Origin of the sequence: Planktothrix paucivesiculata PCC 9631, assembly GCF_900009265.2 — a bacterium.
Classification (GTDB): Bacteria; Cyanobacteriota; Cyanobacteriia; order Cyanobacteriales; family Microcoleaceae; genus Planktothrix; species Planktothrix paucivesiculata.
Genome location: NZ_LR734982.1, coordinates 61,938 through 79,253, shown reverse-complemented (window position 1 = coordinate 79,253; position 17,316 = coordinate 61,938). Strand labels below are relative to the sequence as shown.

12 protein-coding genes are annotated in these 17,316 nt (G+C 38.5%); 2 read left to right on the top strand and 10 right to left on the bottom strand.

The window, feature by feature from the left end:
- The first annotated feature begins 227 nt into the window (after positions 1-227).
- Positions 228-500: a helix-turn-helix domain-containing protein gene (locus PL9631_RS00435; protein ID WP_083616080.1), complete on the top strand. Its 273-nt coding sequence runs from the start codon at positions 228-230 to the stop codon at positions 498-500.
- 16 nt (positions 501-516) lie between these two features.
- Positions 517-2,013 (top strand): HNH endonuclease, encoded by a 1,497-nt coding sequence (locus PL9631_RS00430; RefSeq protein WP_083616079.1) that lies wholly within the window; start codon positions 517-519, stop codon positions 2,011-2,013.
- Positions 2,014-2,016: 3 nt separating this feature from the next.
- Here PL9631_RS00430 and PL9631_RS00425 read toward each other — a convergent pair whose 3' ends face one another.
- The 10 genes from PL9631_RS00425 to PL9631_RS00380 all read right to left on the bottom strand — a co-directional run bounded on the left by PL9631_RS00425 (position 2,017) and on the right by PL9631_RS00380 (position 17,307).
- The gene (locus PL9631_RS00425; RefSeq protein WP_083616078.1) at positions 2,017-4,485 is read right to left on the bottom strand and encodes a DNA methyltransferase; all 2,469 of its coding nucleotides are present in this window, start codon (positions 4,483-4,485) and stop codon (positions 2,017-2,019) included.
- 580 nt (positions 4,486-5,065) lie between these two features.
- Positions 5,066-6,139 carry a glycosyltransferase family 4 protein gene (locus tag PL9631_RS00420; RefSeq protein WP_083616077.1) on the bottom strand — a complete coding sequence of 358 codons (1,074 nt, stop codon included), beginning with the start codon at positions 6,137-6,139 and terminating at the stop codon, positions 5,066-5,068.
- Positions 6,140-6,170: 31 nt separating this feature from the next.
- A complete protein-coding gene (locus tag PL9631_RS00415; RefSeq protein WP_083616076.1) occupies positions 6,171-7,052 on the bottom strand; it encodes a glycosyltransferase family 2 protein in 882 nt (293 codons plus the stop codon).
- Positions 7,049-8,122 carry a glucose-1-phosphate thymidylyltransferase gene (locus tag PL9631_RS00410; protein ID WP_083616075.1) on the bottom strand — a complete coding sequence of 358 codons (1,074 nt, stop codon included), beginning with the start codon at positions 8,120-8,122 and terminating at the stop codon, positions 7,049-7,051. The genes PL9631_RS00415 and PL9631_RS00410 overlap by 4 nt, the downstream gene beginning before the upstream one ends.
- Before the next feature lie 82 nt (positions 8,123-8,204).
- Positions 8,205-9,080 (bottom strand): dTDP-4-dehydrorhamnose reductase, encoded by an 876-nt coding sequence (gene rfbD / locus PL9631_RS00405; RefSeq protein WP_083616074.1) that lies wholly within the window; start codon positions 9,078-9,080, stop codon positions 8,205-8,207.
- Positions 9,077-9,625, bottom strand: coding sequence for a dTDP-4-dehydrorhamnose 3,5-epimerase (rfbC, locus tag PL9631_RS00400; protein ID WP_083616073.1), 549 nt, complete (start codon positions 9,623-9,625; stop codon positions 9,077-9,079). The genes rfbD and rfbC overlap by 4 nt, the downstream gene beginning before the upstream one ends.
- A gap of 74 nt (positions 9,626-9,699) precedes the next feature.
- Complete coding sequence (locus tag PL9631_RS00395) at positions 9,700-11,472, bottom strand: hypothetical protein (RefSeq protein ID WP_083616072.1); 1,773 nt, start codon at positions 11,470-11,472, stop codon at positions 9,700-9,702.
- 58 nt (positions 11,473-11,530) lie between these two features.
- Positions 11,531-13,354 carry a chromosome partitioning protein ParA gene (locus tag PL9631_RS00390; protein ID WP_331281236.1) on the bottom strand — a complete coding sequence of 608 codons (1,824 nt, stop codon included), beginning with the start codon at positions 13,352-13,354 and terminating at the stop codon, positions 11,531-11,533.
- A 189-nt stretch (positions 13,355-13,543) separates the two neighbouring features.
- Complete coding sequence (locus tag PL9631_RS00385) at positions 13,544-16,558, bottom strand: peptidase domain-containing ABC transporter (RefSeq protein WP_083616070.1); 3,015 nt, start codon at positions 16,556-16,558, stop codon at positions 13,544-13,546.
- Positions 16,555-17,307 (bottom strand): peptidylprolyl isomerase, encoded by a 753-nt coding sequence (locus PL9631_RS00380; RefSeq protein WP_083616069.1) that lies wholly within the window; start codon positions 17,305-17,307, stop codon positions 16,555-16,557. Before PL9631_RS00380 ends, PL9631_RS00385 begins: the two co-directional genes overlap by 4 nt.
- Between the last annotated feature and the right edge of the window lie 9 nt (positions 17,308-17,316).

Sequence of the window (17,316 nt, the reverse complement as noted above, 5' to 3'; positions counted from 1 at the left end):
TCAAACAAATCAACAGAATTTTTTTAAAATTTTTTCCAGACTAAGTAGGTGGGCGAGAATATCCCCCTATTCCGGTATGACTGAATGCTATTTACAGCAACGATTTTCCTGCTCTACATAGTCAGGTTTAATTACGCTTACCTCTTATAAGTACACAATAATCATATCAGGGAATTCACACTATAGTTTGTAGCTTCTCGACTCTTTTCCCCGTACTATCAATTCCTGTGGAGAAACACAAAAAAGTAGAAAAATTACAAAGAGCACTTGGAGAAATTATTAGAGGTCGCCGTCAAAATGTAGACATTTCCCAAGAAGAACTGGCCGAGCGGTGTGGCTTGCATCGTAATTATATAAGCGAAATTGAACGAGGTCTTAAATCAGCTTCTCTCAAGACTATCGCCTTAATTGCTTTCTCTTTAGAGTGTCCTCCTCATGTTCTGATTCAAGAGGCAGAGGAATTATTAAAAAATGATGATTCTGACCGCCTATCTCAATAAAGTAGCAGGTTAAAATATGGCTGGTAAGTTTCTTACACCTAAAAGACGAGCAACAAGGCAAAGAAGTGGCTTTCAGGTATCAGGAAGTAAAACAGGGAGTACCTGTCTCATAGATAAAAGTTATCTAATTGAACCTGATGATGGCAATATTGTTATTACTGCTAATAATCAAAAACTGACTGTAGTAGAACTTTTTTATCAAAACATAGGTGTTTTAGGTGCAGGAATTTATTTATATCCATCAGAATCATGTCAGGTTACATTAGAACTTTCTTGGGAAGAAGATGGACAAAAAAAAGATAAACAGAGCATTCTTAAACTAGATTCAGGGTATTGGCAGGGATTAGGTTTAATAGAGGAATTAAAAGTTCCAGATAAATACAAAATTATTAGTGATACTAAATTTACTTGTTCTATTTCTACCTCTGCCTTAGTTAGTGTTTATGGGCTATTGATGGGAGTATTAGATAATGAATACTTGACTACACATGATGTATACCAGATTTTTAAGGAAAAAACTAATATTTATATTCCTGAAATTTTATATTTAGATCCTACAGAAGATTGTCTGGAGTTCACCCTGGAGGAAGGAAATCATCGTGGAGATGGTCAGCCCATAGTTTGTAAATCATGTAATCGCTGTGATCGCTTTTTACCAATTAATATAAAACAAGAACATGAACGTAAAACAATTGGTTATAGTAACCATTGTATCAAGAATGCTCCATGTAAACATAATTCATTTTCAAGATATGAAATACTGTCAGATAATTTAAACCCTATATTGAAAGATTATATTGTCAGGAATAATCAAGATAGTGTAGATGAAATTAAGTCTTATTATGGTCATCAATTAGAGTGTAGGGTCTGTAAAAAATTTTTTGTTAATACCCCCCTGAATCCATTGCGTAACAGTACGCAGCATAGAGAAGATTCATTACGCAGAAGGGCTTTAGAAGTTTTAGTCGCTGAACTTTTAGGTAAAAACTGGATTTACCATGAACATCGTATCAATGTCAAGACTGAGTTTGATGTCCACATTTGGGAAAAGTTTGATAAACAGTGTTTTAAGTGTGGGTGCGAACTATCCAAACCTAATGAAATGGATTTAGATCACACCCTGCCTCTGGCCTATTTGTGGCCTCTTGACAACACAGCGACTTGTTTATGCCCTAGTTGCAATAGCTCCAAAAGTGACAGATTTCCAATAGATTTTTATACCAATGAACAATTAGAATTGCTATCCCAGAAAACTGGTATATCCTTAGAGAATCTTCAAAGTAAACCTATCAATCAAGATGCAGTTAGGGCACTTTTTGAGCGCGTAGATTGGTTTTTTGATAATTTCCTCGATGACTCTGAATATCAAAAATATAGAGACGACAAGAAAGCTGCTGATTTAATAGTGAAATCACTTCATAATGTTCTGAAATCCTCTAGGTATGAAGAAGATTTAGTTGAACTATATAAAAAAAAGACTGGACGATCACCCAGTACAATTTCACTTAGTTAATATTTAATGATTTTTTTCTAAAAATAAATATTGGTGAGATTGTGTAGCACCTTGGTCACGGATTCCGAATTTTTCACGCCCAAGGATATCTTCGTCAAATGAATATATCAGTTTAAAATGTTCCCCAGAGCGTTTTATCAGTTCCTCTGCCATATTACACGATGCTGTCCGACCAACGTGCATAATTAATCGCCCACTGGGTTTTAACCATTTGGCAGCACTATCAAAAAATTCAACATAAACATCCATTGACTTGCGTTGTTGATATTCTAAGAATTGCTCTTGACGAGATTTAAAATCACTAGGCTCCCAACCCGCAAACCATAACCGCATCCAATTAGCAATAGAAAATCGTGTTGATGCTGCAAAAGGAGGTGATGTAATCACTACATCAACAGTATTTTGATATAAATAATCTAGTTGGGAAAAGGGAACTTGTGTCGCCATTCCACATTGAAGATTTTTCGGTACTTCTAGTTGGAGCATCCTCTCGACCTTAGCTTTTAAACGAGGTTCCAAAGGACGATAATCTAAATTACCAGAAGGTTTGAAAGGAGTCACTGGATGGGAACGTCTCGAGAGAGCATAGGGACGATTCCCATGAAGAATATGGAGTAGAGAGGAGTATACCAAAGATTGCCCCCAGGAACTACAGGGGTAAAGTTGAACATAATTGCGTGCTGCTAATATTTCTTTGAGTGTTTCTTCGTGAAAATATTCAGGTAATTTACCATTAAAACCAAAATGGGCATAAGTAGATAAATTTTGTTTATTCTTATAAATGTCTACATATTTCAATAAATCATTAAGAACAATATAGGCTTCATCATTTGTACCTCTTTCTACTTTAGCTTTGGTTAAAATATACCCTAGTTCTTGTAAATCATTACCCAAAGGATAACGACCCTGCAATAAAGATTCTAAAGGAATAGTTCCACAACCTGACATGGGGTCTAATACAGAATCTCCTGGTGATGTAAATTCCTTAATTAAGAAATGAGCAATCGCAGGCTTTAATTTACCCTGATATGAACACAGTGAATGTAATGTATGTCCCCAATTTCGGCTACTGTAAGGTTTTGTCAAATGGGGAAGTGAATGGGCAAATTTCTGGGCTAAATTTTTATATTCATCATTGTTAAGCTGATTGATATTCTGATCATTAGACGGGTTCAACTTCACACAAACACGATTTGGATTAGTTTTTTCTAAAATCAGTAAGACTTGTTTTAAATCCGTTCCGTCTTTTGACTTTCGACTTCTGACAAATCGTTCTTCATGACAGTAAAATCCTTGCTGTGATGCAATCAATTTCAAGAATTGATCGGTAGCTATGTGAATTCCTGCAAAGCGTGAGTCGCCAATATCAATAACTGCCATGCCCCCGGGACGCAATAGATTATAAATTTTTTGAATCCATAAACATGAGTCTGAAAAATAACGTCTAACTAATTCAGGTATTCTTGGATCATAAGTTACTTTTTCTAAAATATATGCGACTTCTTCCACTTCAGGAATAATAATAGGTTGCCGTCCACGCTTAGAAATATTATTAATTCCTGCTGCTAATGCTTGAATTCGGAAAAAATCCAAATCCTTTTTGCTTTGGATAAAATTAGTCAACCACAATTCTAGTTTTGTATTTCGGAAATAGTTAGTACCATTTAGATAAGGGGGTGAAGTTAATACTAGGTCAATTTCATTATCCGTCGAACAATCAATTAAAGCAGATTCCCCTAAACAAATAACATCTATAAAATCGGGATAATTTTGAATTAAATCTGAATAAATTTCCTGTTTTTTTTGATTAAATATATTGAATACTGAAAAATCTTCAGGTAGTTGTTCATTAATTTTACGGTAGCGTAAATCAGAAGCGCGTTTCATCTCGCTACAAGAGACAGCGATTGATCCTAAAGCTAAATTTGCAAAATCTTTACATCTTAAACATGGAAACTCACATTCTGCTATGGCTTGTTTTAAAGCTATAATTTCCACCAATCTTGATGCTTTGAAATAGATGCTATTTCCAAATGCTTGTTCAATGATGTTTTGAGCATAATCTAAACTGGGAAGATGATTCCGCGCATAATCCTCTATTCTATCCATATATTCAAGAAAAATATTAGCCCTACTTCTCATGGTTTTTAAGCCATTTGTTTTGCATTCAATGACTAAGCGCATAAAAGGATTAACTTCTGAGTAGAAAGCAGAAAGTCCTAGTGAAGCTGCAACATTAACTGTAGTCCCTGTTCCCGCAAAGGGATCATATACCCGATTACCAATACAAAAATTATCAATAATGCTTTTGGCAAATTCTGAAGAAAAACCTTCGATATAAGGATACCAACGGTGGACTATTTCTTTGTGATTAGGAATAAATGTTCCATGTTTACCGAGTTTTCTTTGATTTTCAAATAAAGAAAGTTGAACACCAAAAATCGAGTTATTATTTTGAGTTTTTTTGGACATAATACATAAAATTATTTTATATTCAACTTATGTTCTATGGGGTTGAAATTGAGACACTAAGGGGCAAGAGCACGAACTCTTAGATCTTCACTATATCCGATTGCCATAAAATCTACTACTTCTTTTTCTTGGGTTTATCCTATTCTATCTTGTAACTAGACCAGCGCGAAGCACTATAAATAAACAATACTATGTAAAGAAAGATTACTGGGCGGGTGACAGAAAAGACTAGGATATAGATCCAATCTGGGTCGCAGCACATATACCCAGTCGATAAGTTGCCTTTTTTTCACAGGCGCTTAAGGGCTATGTCCTTGATTGTATCAACTTTTTAACGGCGTTGTCACCCCGTCAGCAAAATGATTCCTATGGAAAGTCGCCGACGCAACAGACAAAGATTCCTGAACTTAAAAAGTTTAAAAATTGAGACTCTATGGTTGCCTCTGATAGAAATAATTTTAAAGGAAAAGTTTAAACCTGAGTATCCCTTAAAAATTGCTATAGACCTTACGCAGTAGTGCGACATCTCTACTCTAAGATTAAGTTGTAATCAATGGATTAAACCTAGCAACGACAGATATTATAAATATTTTTGAATCACTTCTGCTGTTTTTTCTCCAGTTTTTTCCCAACTAAATTGTTTAACTTGTGTTAATCCTAATTGTCTTAAATGCGATCGCATTTCTGTACTATTAGCTAAGGTTTCCATGGCTTCTGTAATTTCTTCTACTTGATAAGGATTAACATATAATGCCGCCTTTCCCCCCACTTCCGGTAAGGAAGATAGGTTAGAAGTAATCACGGGAGTTCCGCAAGCCATGGCTTCTAAAACCGGGAAACCAAACCCCTCCCAAAGACTGGGAAAAACAACAGCAATGGCTTGATTAATTATTGTGGTTAATTCATTGGTAGGAACATAATTTAAAAACTTTACTTTTTGAGTTAATTCTAACTCTTGAACTTGCCTTTTCAGTTCCGGGGTATAAGTTTCATCCGTTGGGCCAGCTAACCATAATTCATAGTCTGATGGTTTTTTTAACCCGGCAAAAGCATTAATTAATCGGGACACATTTTTATGAGCATCATGACGACCAATATAGAGAAAATAATTGCGGGTTGGTAAGTCTAAAAATTGAAATCGTTGCGGGTTGTAGGCGAGGGGAATGGGTGTAATTTTCTGTTCTGGAATGTTAAAAAATTCGATTAAATCTTGAGCCGTTGCGATGGAATTACAGACAATATGTTCGGCTTGAGATAATACCAAGGGAATATAATATTTAAAATAAGCTGTTAACCGAGAACCTCGCCTCGGAAATCTTAATGGAATCAAATCATGAGCCATTACAATTGACCGACATCCTGAATATAAAGGGGCTTCTGTAACTGGAGAAAATATCAAATTTCCCTTTAATTGCTGATAAATTTTAGGGAGTTTAAACTGTGTCCAAATTAACCTCCTGAGATGTCCCTTTGTTCCTTGGTCGGGGGTCATATTATTGGGAACGGAATAACAAGAATAATCGGGTTTTTCTTGAGAGGTTAATAAGGTAGGTTGCAGAGGTTTTAAAGCGGGTAAAATATGACTAGCATAAATAGATATTCCCGTGGGTTCAGGAATTAAAAATGATAAATTAATCAAGAGTGAATTACTCATAAAAAATCTATAATTGAAAATATTACTAAATCTATAATAGCTTATTTTTGATATTATCAACAATAAAATTTATAACCCCTTTGAGTTTATACCAAGATTTTTGAGGAGTAATTAAGATGGTAATTAAACCTACAAAACTAATTCTAAATAACCAGTAGAGCAGAACAGCTTTACGGGTATGTTTATGAAGACTGAGGAGGTAACTGTAAATACTGTATTGAAGTTTAAGGTTAGGGTTTCTTTGGGTAATGGATGAAGTTTGATGAAATACTTGAATTTGTGCAGTAATCCCAATTTGATGTCCTTGGTTTCGATACCTTAAACAGAAATCAAAATCTTCATAATAGAGAAAATAGTTAGAATCAAATTGAGGACATTCTCTAAAGTTTTTTAAATTAATTAATAGACTGCATCCCGATACCCAATCTGTTAACTGGTAAGGTTGATTTTGTAAGGTTTCTGATAGTTGATTACAGACCTTAATTATGCCTGTTTTGGGGTTAAATTGTCCTTCTGTAAACTCTAATTCTCCTTTAGAATTGTAAATAACTGTTCCTAAAATAGATAATTCTGGGTAATTTTTAAATAATTCAATTCCTGGGGATAGGGCATTTTTAGATAAATACGCATCGGGATTAATTAACCACACAATAGCTTGAGAATCTTGTTGATAAACCCAAGTTAAGCCCAGATTACAAGCTCGACCAAATCCAATATTTTCAGGTGCGTCAAATACTACAACATACGGAGATTTTAGACGATAAATAGAGAGATCGTCGGGAGAATTGTTAATGATAATTATTTGATAATTTATCCCCTGTGGAGACGCGCCGTGGCACGTCTCTACGAGAGAATTAATTAACCTTTGAATTAATTCGGTGGAGTAATAATTAACCGTTATCCAGTAAATCACGCTAATTCAACTTGACTATCATCTCCAATCATAAACCGTAGGGCTTTAGGTCTTTGAGGTGCGGTACTTAAACTGGCTCGACGACCAATAACTGTATCTACAATGCGTTGATTAATCCCAATAATTTTAGCCTCACTCAAGAGTACACTATGCTCGATTTCTGCATCAATTAAAGTGACTTTATTGTCAATACTACTATAGGGGCCAACAAAGCAATTTTCTAAATGGCAATTTTCCCCAATAATCACCGGCCCCCGCACACTACAGTTGATTAATTTTGTACCTTTACCAATTTTAACCCGTCCTAAGATTTGACTTTTTTCGTCTATTTCTACGGCTACATCGTAGGTAATACAGGAATCTAAAATAATCTGATTGGCGCTTAGTAAATCATCTTTTTTTCCTGTATCTAACCACCACCCTTCTAAGGTACAAGCTTCTACACTTTTGCGATCATCAATCAGTTGTTGAATAGCATCGGTAATTTCTAGTTCTCCTCTGGGAGAAGGTTGAATTTTAGCGATCGCCTCATGAATGGTTTTATCAAAAAAATAAACCCCAACTAAAGCTAAATTTGATGGCGGAACTTTAGGCTTTTCAATTAACTTTAAAACCCGTCCTTGATCATCAACAACGGCTACCCCAAAGGCACTGGGATTACTGACTGTTCTGAGTAGAATTAAAGCATCGAGTTGTTGCTGTTTAAACCGTTCAGAAAACTGACTCAGTTGACTTTCAATTAAGTTATCTCCCAAATACATAATAAAAGGAGAGTCCCCTAAAAAGGGTTGAGCCACTTTCACCGCATGGGCGAGTCCGGCGGGTTGATCTTGTAAAATATAGGTGATTTTTGCCCCAAAGCGATCGCCATTCCCCGTTAAATTTTTAACTTCTTCTCCAGTTTCTGGACTAATAATAATCCCAATTTCTGTAATTCCAGCCGCCACAATTCCTTCAATTCCATACCATAAAATCGGTTTATTGGCGACGGGAACTAATTGTTTTGCACCCGTATAGGTCAAGGGGCGTAATCTTGTTCCTTTTCCACCGGAAAGAATCAGTGCTTTCATAATTAATCGTTAGGGGTTAATAGACAATTCATCAGTTTAGAATTTCTGAAAACATCCTGTAGAGACATTCCATGGAACATCTCTACGGTTTTAATTCCTGTAACATTTTCCGCAGTCCTTGCCGCCATTGAGGGGTATGATTTCCCAGAAGATTTGCTAATTTTTTCCCACTTAAAACTGAATAGGCGGGACGAGTTGCTGGCGTTGGATATTCGGCGGTGGTAATAGGAATAACGCGCTCAATTTTAAGAGGAAAACCTAATAGTTTGGCTTCTTCAAAAATGGCGATCGCAAAATCATACCAACTGGTCACACCACTATTAGTACAGTGATAAATTCCGTAGGTTTCGGGATTCAAAAGAGGCATTAATTGCACAATAGATTGGGCTAAATCTCCCGTCCAAGTCGGACTTCCCACCTGATCACTGACCACCCGAATTTCTTCCCGGTCTTTGCCCAACCGTAACATGGTTTTGACAAAATTTCCGGTTCCACCTACACCATAAACCCAGGCTGTTCGCAGAATTGCAAATTTAGCTTGGGTTGCTTGAATTGCCATTTCTCCGGCTAATTTTGATTCTCCATAAACACCTAAAGGGTGAGTCGGATCGGTTTCAATATAGGGATGGCTTTGGGTTCCATCAAAGACATAATCCGTGGAAATGTGAATCAATGTTGCATCTAATTGCTGACAGCTTTTAGCTAAAATACCGGGTGCAATTCCATTGATTTTTAGGGCTAATTCCGGTTCACTTTCCGCCTTATCTACTGCGGTATAAGCGGCGGCATTAATCACCCATTCCGGTTGTATTTTCTCAATTAACCTTGCAATTTCTTGAGTTTGAGATAAATCAAGGGTATCTCGTCCGACACTCACTAATGACCCCATGGAAGTGAGGAAAGGCTGCAATTCTTGACCGAGTTGACCATCTTTTCCGATCAATAAAATGGGTTTCATGAGAAAAATTCCGCCGTTTTCAAAGGTTGACCTGCTTGATCTTTTGCCGACAAAATCGGTGTAATTCCCTCTAAGGGCCAATCAATGCCAACGTCAGGATCATTCCAAAGCAAAGATCGCTCATAGTTGGGTGCATAATAGTCGGTGGTTTTATATAATACTTCAGCAATTTCTGAAGTTACTAAAAAGCCATGGGCAAATCCCGGTGGAACCCAAAATTGTCGCTTATTTTCTGCACTGAGAATGCAACCAACCCACTCTCCAAAAGTTGGAGAACTTTTTCTCATATCTACGGCAACATCAAAAATTTCCCCGGCAACAACACGCAATAATTTACCTTGAGTTTGTTGTATTTGATAATGTAAACCTCTCAAAACACCTTTAACAGAACGAGAATGATTGTCTTGTACAAACTCCGAGGTAATTCCTGTTTTTTCGGTAAAATTTTTCTGGTTAAAACTTTCAAAGAAAAAGCCTCTTTCATCCCCAAAAACTTTGGGTTCGATGATAAAAACATCTGGAATTTTTGTAGGAGTAATAGTCATGTTTAGGTAGAATTGTGATCAGCGACTAAATATTGTACCAAATTCTTGCTACTTGATCAAAACGGAATTAAAGGTTAGTTTTTTTCAAGCATAATCTTGACTGCTCCGCGCAAGGGTATAAACTCATTCCCATCAGGATTATAGACCCAGGCTTTAATCGTTATGTTTCCCCTCCCTTGATGCAATTGTACAGCAGGAATTGTAACTTCCCATCGCGCATAATCATATAGTGGAGAATCCAAAACTTGAGCAATATCTGGACTATTCAAACCCACATTAGCTTGGGCAAAAAAAGAGCGTTGATTTCCCTGGGAAAAAAAGACGAGTTGCGGCTGATTTTGTTGCTCGGGAAAAATTGCCCATCCTTTTAAGGTGAAGGAATCTTGGGGTTTGAGTTTTAAAGGTTGCTCACGGGATAAGGGAAAATCAATATAACCATAAAGTTGTTCTGATTCTGTTTTGAATGTGATATTATTTGCCCAATTTCTGAGATTAACGGTCTGAAGTTGTTTAACTCCATCTTGAATCCACCAAGTGGTTTTACTTAATCTTAATAAGCAGCGTTCAGGATCGGTTTTAAAGAATTTTGAGTTTTCTAAATAGTTAATTAGTTCTAAACAGGTTTCTCCCCGTTGTTTATTAATGATATCCGTTTGGGCTTGAGCGATCGCTATTTCTGATTTTACCGCAATTAAACAAACTAAAATTCCTCCGATAAAACTATAAATGAGTTTGGGATAATAATTTTTAAAATAAAAATTACCTTCTGAAATAATAATAAACCAAAGTTGAATAACAGCAATAATTAATAGTAAAGAATGGCTGGTATATCGAGATGTATAAATAGCATAATTTGCCCCATAACTATAACGACCTAATGTTATTAAAAGTGAACATAGGATAGAAAATATTCCAATCGAAAACCAAGGAGAGCATAATTTTATTAAATATTTTTTGTTTTTTCGATTAATCAGACAGTAACTTCCTAAAATAATAAAATTAAAGACAATAATTATTCCGATCCAAATACTAAAATTTTGAGAATTTGTTAGGGGTACAGCAATCACATTAAAAAAGAATTGAATCAGAGTCAATAACTTTTCTAGGAGCGAAAGATTAATCGTTTTGGGTTCTTGAGTGTATCCAATGGAGTAAATTAAACTGGAAAGTAAAAATAAAGTTATCCAAAAAGTCAGGTATTTTTTTCGTTGATTCCCTGATTCTGAAATCACTATAACCCCAGGTATTAAAGCCAACCAACTCATTAAACCTTGGGCAGATGAAAAACTGGCAATCAAACAAAGAATCGCAGCAAATAACAACTTTTTTTTAGGCTTAATTTTATTATTATTTAAAATAAAACAACTGAGAATTACACAAAAATTGATTAAAAATATAGCAATTTGAAATCCCCAAAGCCAATTTTCCGATTGAGCTAAAGAGAAAAAGATTAAAGCCGTTAATAAATTGGTAAAATGAAAGAAATAGTTTTGATTTTTTGAGGAATTAGCAGAAATTTTATATAACAATACAAAGGTTAATATTGCCAATCCCAAACTAAAAAAAAGCTCTAATTTAATATTCCAACTTGAAAAAAATCCTAAAACAATAAAAATCAAGCGAGGAAATAGGATGCGATGGTTGTTATGGAGTTCAAATAAGTCTTTAAATTGTAATGTTCCCGTGGCTGTTTTTTCAAATAAAGCAGGTATAACCCACTGATCATAAAAGGGAACATTCACCCCAAAACAAATAATAAATCCAGTTACTCCCAAAATAGGGATTAAATACATTAGCCATAAAATAACAGCAGGAAAAGTGACAGAAGAGGAGGATTTTTGAGCCATTAACTATCAATTCAATAACAGGTAGAGACGCGCCATGGCGCGTCTCTACTGATTAAAACTACTTCAAGTTGGTGATACTGTTGATCCGACCGGTAAAGCGGTTTAAGAAGATATCTAACACCGAGCGTTTACCGACATTAATCTTAGTATTTACGGACATCCCCGACTGCAAACCAATCTTAATATTTTTATCTTCGTCTAAGATAAAGCTTTGTTTATCCAATTTCACTTTTCCTTTAAACGAAAAATACTGACGGCCTTTTTCCTGGTCGGGTTTAATTGCATCTTGACTCAGCCATTTTAACTGTCCAGAAACCATCCCAAATTGATCGTTGGGAAAAGCATCAATGGTGACTTCCACGGGAATACAATCCGGATCAGTAATCCCAATTTCTGCTCGAGCTTCTGGAGAATCTGGACAAATACAATCTTTTTCTGCTTTACATTCAATCACTTCTCCAGCGACGGTTTTTCCATCATAGGGCTGTAAGAATTTGCGTTTAACTCTCAAAGCATTTAAAACTAAAGCCAAATCTGTATTTTTAATAAAAATTGTGCCTTCGAGTCCTTTATCATCGGCTAAAATTTGCATCAATTTTTCTGTTTGTTGAGCTTCATAATAAGCCTCATTACAACGCTTCATTTTCGGATCACCGGATTTTAATACTTGCTCATTCACATAATTGCAAATTTCATCCTTATTCATATCGACTTCAGAATCCTGTTTGGTTGAGGGTTGTAAATCATAAATCACCCCCGCCACTGGTGAACGTAAAACTTGAGTATCACGCTGTTCTTCAACTTTTTCTAGTTGAGCCGTAACATCGCCTAATCGTTTCTCATTTTCCAGTTTATATCGACTCAGTTGAGAGTCAATACTAGCAATCTGTTTTTTGTTTTCTTCAACGCGAAAATACAGTTCTTTCGCCCAAGCATCTTTCGTATTTTGCAATTCTTTTTGGGTTCGTTCAATAGAAGCTAAAACTTTTTGTTTTTCATCTTCTAATCGTTTAATTTCAGCTTGCTGTTTTTCCACATCACCTTTACGCGCGTTAATTTCACTTTGACGGGTTGTGATTTGATCCTGTTGTCGTAAAAATTCATTTTGGCTTCTTAAAATCTCTTGTTCCTGACGTTTTTTATTCAGGTCAGACATGGCTCCTTCATCAACTAAGGGAGCAATTTGATCCAAAATTGATTGGTTTAGATCTAAACCTTCTTGAGACTTATCCAGTTGATCCCGGGCTGAGTTCAATTGTTCTTCAGAATAGCGAATTTGATTAGTGGCATAGTTCACCTGTTCTCGGGTTGCCCGAATTGAATTTTCTGTTTGTTCGAGTTGTTTATTAAATTCAACAATTCGCCCTTCCACCGCCGACACACGGGATTGATATTCCGCTCGGTAATTAGTAACTAAACCCGCCTGAGCAGAACTATAGTTAACCGTTCGACCTTGATTATTATAAAGTTCATTAATCAAAGAACTCAAAACTTCATTTTCTTGGATTCGGGTATCTCGATCTTTAACCATGGTTTCCCATTCCGGGGGTAAAGTTCCTCGACCATTCCCCTGAATAATATTCTTATAGAATTCGTTTTCTTGATTAAGAGTCCCTTGCAATTTAGCTAAAGATTTAATATCCGCACTAGGGTTTGTTTGACTAAAGGTTAAAAGCGGTTGGTTTTTCTGAACGCGATCGCCATTTTCAACGTGCAGTCTAACCACGGCTCCGGTTATTGGGGCTTGAATTTCCCTAGCACCCTCTTTATATTCGAGTTCACCCACGGCGGGAACTGTTTGTTCAACCTGAGAAAAATAAGCCCAAACCACGCCTGATGTGGTGATTAACATAATCAACCAGAGAAACAGATGAGACCACATCGCAGGTTTCTCAAGAATAACCGGTTGATCAATAAGTGATACAGATTTCATAAATATTAATGGGTAAACAGCAACTAGAAACAGGGTTTCTAACAGAAAGATAAATTGATCAGAAATCGGGTTTCTCTATAAATCTTGTGTTTGTTACCGATAATCTTGATCACAAACCCGATTTCTCAGGGTTTTTAATTAAGTAGGAGCGTCCTGTTGTTGATACAGGCAGTAATAACGTCCTTTCAGGGCAACTAACTCATCATGATTTCCCTGCTCAACTACAGACCCTTGATCCATCATAATAATTACATCGGCGTTTTTGACGGCACTCAGACGGTGAGTAATAAAAAAGACCGTGCGATCGTGAAAGACATCCATTAAGTGATTGATGACAGCCCGTTCCGATTGATAGTCTAGGGCGCTGGTGGCTTCATCCAAAATTAACAGTTTAGGATTTTGTAATACCGTGCGGGCAATAGCAACCCGTTGTCGTTGTCCCCCCGATAAAGCCGATCCCCTTTCTCCAACCTGGGTATTGTAACCATTGGGAAGACCCATAATAAAATCATGGGCAGCAGCAATTTTAGCAGCTCGAATAATTTCGTCGCTACTGGCTTCGGGGTTACTCAAACCGATGTTATCCTGAACCGTTCCGTTAAATAGGAGGGTATCCTGCAACACCACCCCCAATTGACGGCGGACAGAATAGAGTTCCACTTTATTAATATCGTAGCCATCAATTAAAATTCGTCCCGATAGGGGAGCATATAGACGCTGCAATAACTTCATCAGGGTACTTTTACCCGATCCACTCAACCCCACAATTGCCACGAATGACCCAGAGGGAAAATCTAAATTGATGTTAGCCAGTTGCAGTGGCCCCGTGGGATTAAATCGGAAAGACACCTCCTCAAAGGTAACTGATCCATTAATTTCAGGTAATGGAATATTATTGCGATCGGCTTCATCGGCTTCAGGAAGGGTATCAATAATATCCCGCAACCGTTCCACCGAAATCGATACCTCTTGGATCTGTTGATAAACACTAATAAACCGTAATAACGAGCCTGTGACGTTTCCAGAGATAATCCGAAAGGCAATTAATCCCCCGATGGTCAACTGCTGTTCAATCACGAGATAGGCTCCCACCCATAACAGGGCAATCCCCCCAATTTTATTCAGGAAGTCACTCATGGTTCCCGCAGCCGTTTGGGTGAGGGTGGTTTGTAAACTCGCACTCATGAAACGGGCATACATTCCTTGCCACCGCCAACGGGCTGTTAGTTCAATAGTTTGGGATTTAATCGTTTGAATTCCACTAATAACTTCCACAATATAGGCCATGGACGCCCCCGCCAAAGCCGCCCGTTTGCGGATTAACCGCATAATCACCGGCGAGAAGACAAAAATAATTCCAGCAAATAGGGGTAGGGGAGCTAAAGCCACCAGGGTCAGAGTTGGACTCAGGGCGAACATCACGGCGATGTAGACCACCGAGAACACCGCATCCAAAACCACCGTTAAGGCTGTCCCTGTTAGGAAGTTACGGATATTTCCCAACTCGTTAAAACGACTCATCAAGTCCCCGACCTGGCGGCTATCAAAGTAGCCCAAGGGCAGCCGCAACATATGGTCGATGATTTCCGCCGTCAGTTTGATATCAACGCGGTTGGAGCTATCCACAAATAGATAGGTTCGTAATGCCGTCAATAACCCTTCAAACAGCGCAAACCCTAAAAGTAGAATCCCCAGGATATTCAGAGCGTCTAAGTTCTGTTGTCCGATCACCGCATCGATGATCACCATACTGACTAAGGGGTTAACTAAACCGAACACTTGGATGAAAAACGAAGACAGCAACACCTCCACAAATGTTGCTCGATGCTCCATCAAGGCGGGTAAAAACCACCAGAAGCTAAATTGTTCTTTTTGGTCAACTCGGGGCGCTTGTAACAGGAGTACCTGTCCCTCCTCACCCCAAATTTCCGCAAACTGCCCCGGACGCATCCGGGCTAAACCCTTTTCCGGGGATGCCAGGATGATTTCCCGTTCGGTAATGCTATACAGAATGGCAAAACTATCTTTCCAGACCACCATGGCTGGGGCTTTGAGGCGACCAATGGCTTTAGATGGCACCTGGACTAACTGACCATTGATTCCCAACATTTGGGTCACGGCCCCGCAAGCCTGCAAACTAATATTGCCGACCGTTGCTAACTGATTATCTAAAACTCGACGAACAACATCTTTTTTAAAGCTAATTCCGAAGAACTTGGCAATCATATTAAAGCAGGCTAGAGGCGCGTCAATCTTGCCTCTACCCCGAACTACGGGAAACTTCAGAGCCGATTTCGGCACATTGGTTTCCGGGGTCGGGGGTACTTCCGGGGCTGAAGTTACCGCCGATAGGTCTATTCTGCGATTACCGTTGCCATTATTCGAGTCTTGAACACTTACCTCTGCATCGGAGGTTTCTACCGAGGTTTCGACTTCATAAACAGGCTCTCGCAGCCCTACTAACCGCACCCCACCGGGCCCTTCCACCTTATAGGATGGACTACTTTCTTCTAATAAAAACCGGCTACCTGGGGCAAAACCCCCCAAAGTTCCACTACTAACTAACCAAATCCGATTGGGATCAAGCAGGTTAGTCAATTCCTTGGTTTTCTTGTTACCCGCCGCCAAGTTCAGCACAACGGCATCCTGCCTGAGATCAACCACTAAATTCTTGATATTGTTAACCGGAACAGCCTGAGCCTGTAGATGTTGGCTTAATAGGTCAAAAACTTCGCTCAACCCGGCTTGATCTCGGAAGGCTTCTCCAAAAGCCTGTTCTTTTACCACCCATTGCAGAAAATCCGCCGCTGCCAACGTAATACAAATCGTATCGGTTGAAGCGATCGCGGTTTCACAAGGGACTCCCCGAATTAACCCTGCCCAACCGACAATTTCCCGGGCTCCGAGCAAGCCCAAACTAACATGGCGTTGCGCCCTGGGATCAAAACCCAGCAATCGAGCCTGTCCTTGATAAATAATCGTGATTTGAGTCGGTAATTTATCCCGCTCAAAGATCGGTTGTCCGGTACGGTAGCCCAGGAGTTGGCATTTGGGCAACAGGTTCTGAAGTGCCTTTTCCGAAAGCCGATCAAAGGGGCTGGTTTCGGCCAGGAAAGTCTGAATTTGGGATTGAGAAACGGCGGATGTTGTCATGACACAGAAGACACTGAAGTGCGAACAGGTTGTAGGGAGCCGACTTGAGCCATTTGCTCTCGTAGCCAAGTTTCAAACATTTCTTCGATCATACGGCGACGCATAGATTCATCTAACTGGGCGGGAAGAAATTTTTCTAACCGAATAATCACGAACCATTCTGCTAAGGGGCGCGGTGCCCACAGTTGACCGGGTTGACTCACCGATAAAAGTTTACTAATTGCTGGGTGAGGTTGGGATACCGGAACTGGCCCCAGGATTCCACCTGAACGGGATTCTGGCCCTTCGGAATGATCCTTGGCAACTTCAGCAAAAGAATTTTCCCCCTCCGCAATTCTAAAATAGAGTTCTTGGGCTAAACCAGGATTTTTAGTCCGAATTAAAGAATATACAACTTGATCTAAACCACCTTTACGAGTCAAAAAATAATTCTCGACTCGACCACTCCAAGTTTCTTGTTTAAATTTTTCAACTTTCACGGGGCGTTCTGCCATTTCCACAAGTTGTTCTGGGGTCATATCATAGGCGGCTAACCAAGCGGCTTTTGCTTCCGGGGAAGTGAGTTGGTGTTGACTTTCAAATCGTTCGACGGCCGCGGCTTGTTCCGCTTCTGTACAAGTGATCTTAGCGATCGCTTGCTCCAAAATCACTTCTCGCAAAAATAATGGCATTAACTGATAACGCTTGAGCAGCGATGGTAAATCCTCTGCTGTAATAATCGTTTCTCCGACTTTGAACAATCCTGTCATTGAACTCTC

Excerpts from the sequence above, each read along its gene's own strand:
- PL9631_RS00430 (WP_083616079.1), top strand. The coding sequence starts at position 517 with ATGGCTGGTAAGTTTCTTACACCTAAAAGACGAGCAACAAGGCAAAGA.
- PL9631_RS00425 (WP_083616078.1), bottom strand. The coding sequence starts at position 4,485 with ATGTCCAAAAAAACTCAAAATAATAACTCGATTTTTGGTGTTCAACTT.
- PL9631_RS00420 (WP_083616077.1), bottom strand. The coding sequence starts at position 6,139 with ATGAGTAATTCACTCTTGATTAATTTATCATTTTTAATTCCTGAACCC.
- PL9631_RS00410 (WP_083616075.1), bottom strand. The coding sequence starts at position 8,122 with ATGAAAGCACTGATTCTTTCCGGTGGAAAAGGAACAAGATTACGCCCC.
- rfbD (WP_083616074.1), bottom strand. The coding sequence starts at position 9,080 with ATGAAACCCATTTTATTGATCGGAAAAGATGGTCAACTCGGTCAAGAA.
- rfbC (WP_083616073.1), bottom strand. The coding sequence starts at position 9,625 with ATGACTATTACTCCTACAAAAATTCCAGATGTTTTTATCATCGAACCC.
- PL9631_RS00395 (WP_083616072.1), bottom strand. The coding sequence starts at position 11,472 with ATGGCTCAAAAATCCTCCTCTTCTGTCACTTTTCCTGCTGTTATTTTA.
- PL9631_RS00390 (WP_331281236.1), bottom strand. The coding sequence starts at position 13,354 with ATGTGGTCTCATCTGTTTCTCTGGTTGATTATGTTAATCACCACATCA.
- PL9631_RS00385 (WP_083616070.1), bottom strand. The coding sequence starts at position 16,558 with ATGACAACATCCGCCGTTTCTCAATCCCAAATTCAGACTTTCCTGGCC.
- PL9631_RS00380 (WP_083616069.1), bottom strand. The coding sequence starts at position 17,307 with ATGACAGGATTGTTCAAAGTCGGAGAAACGATTATTACAGCAGAGGAT.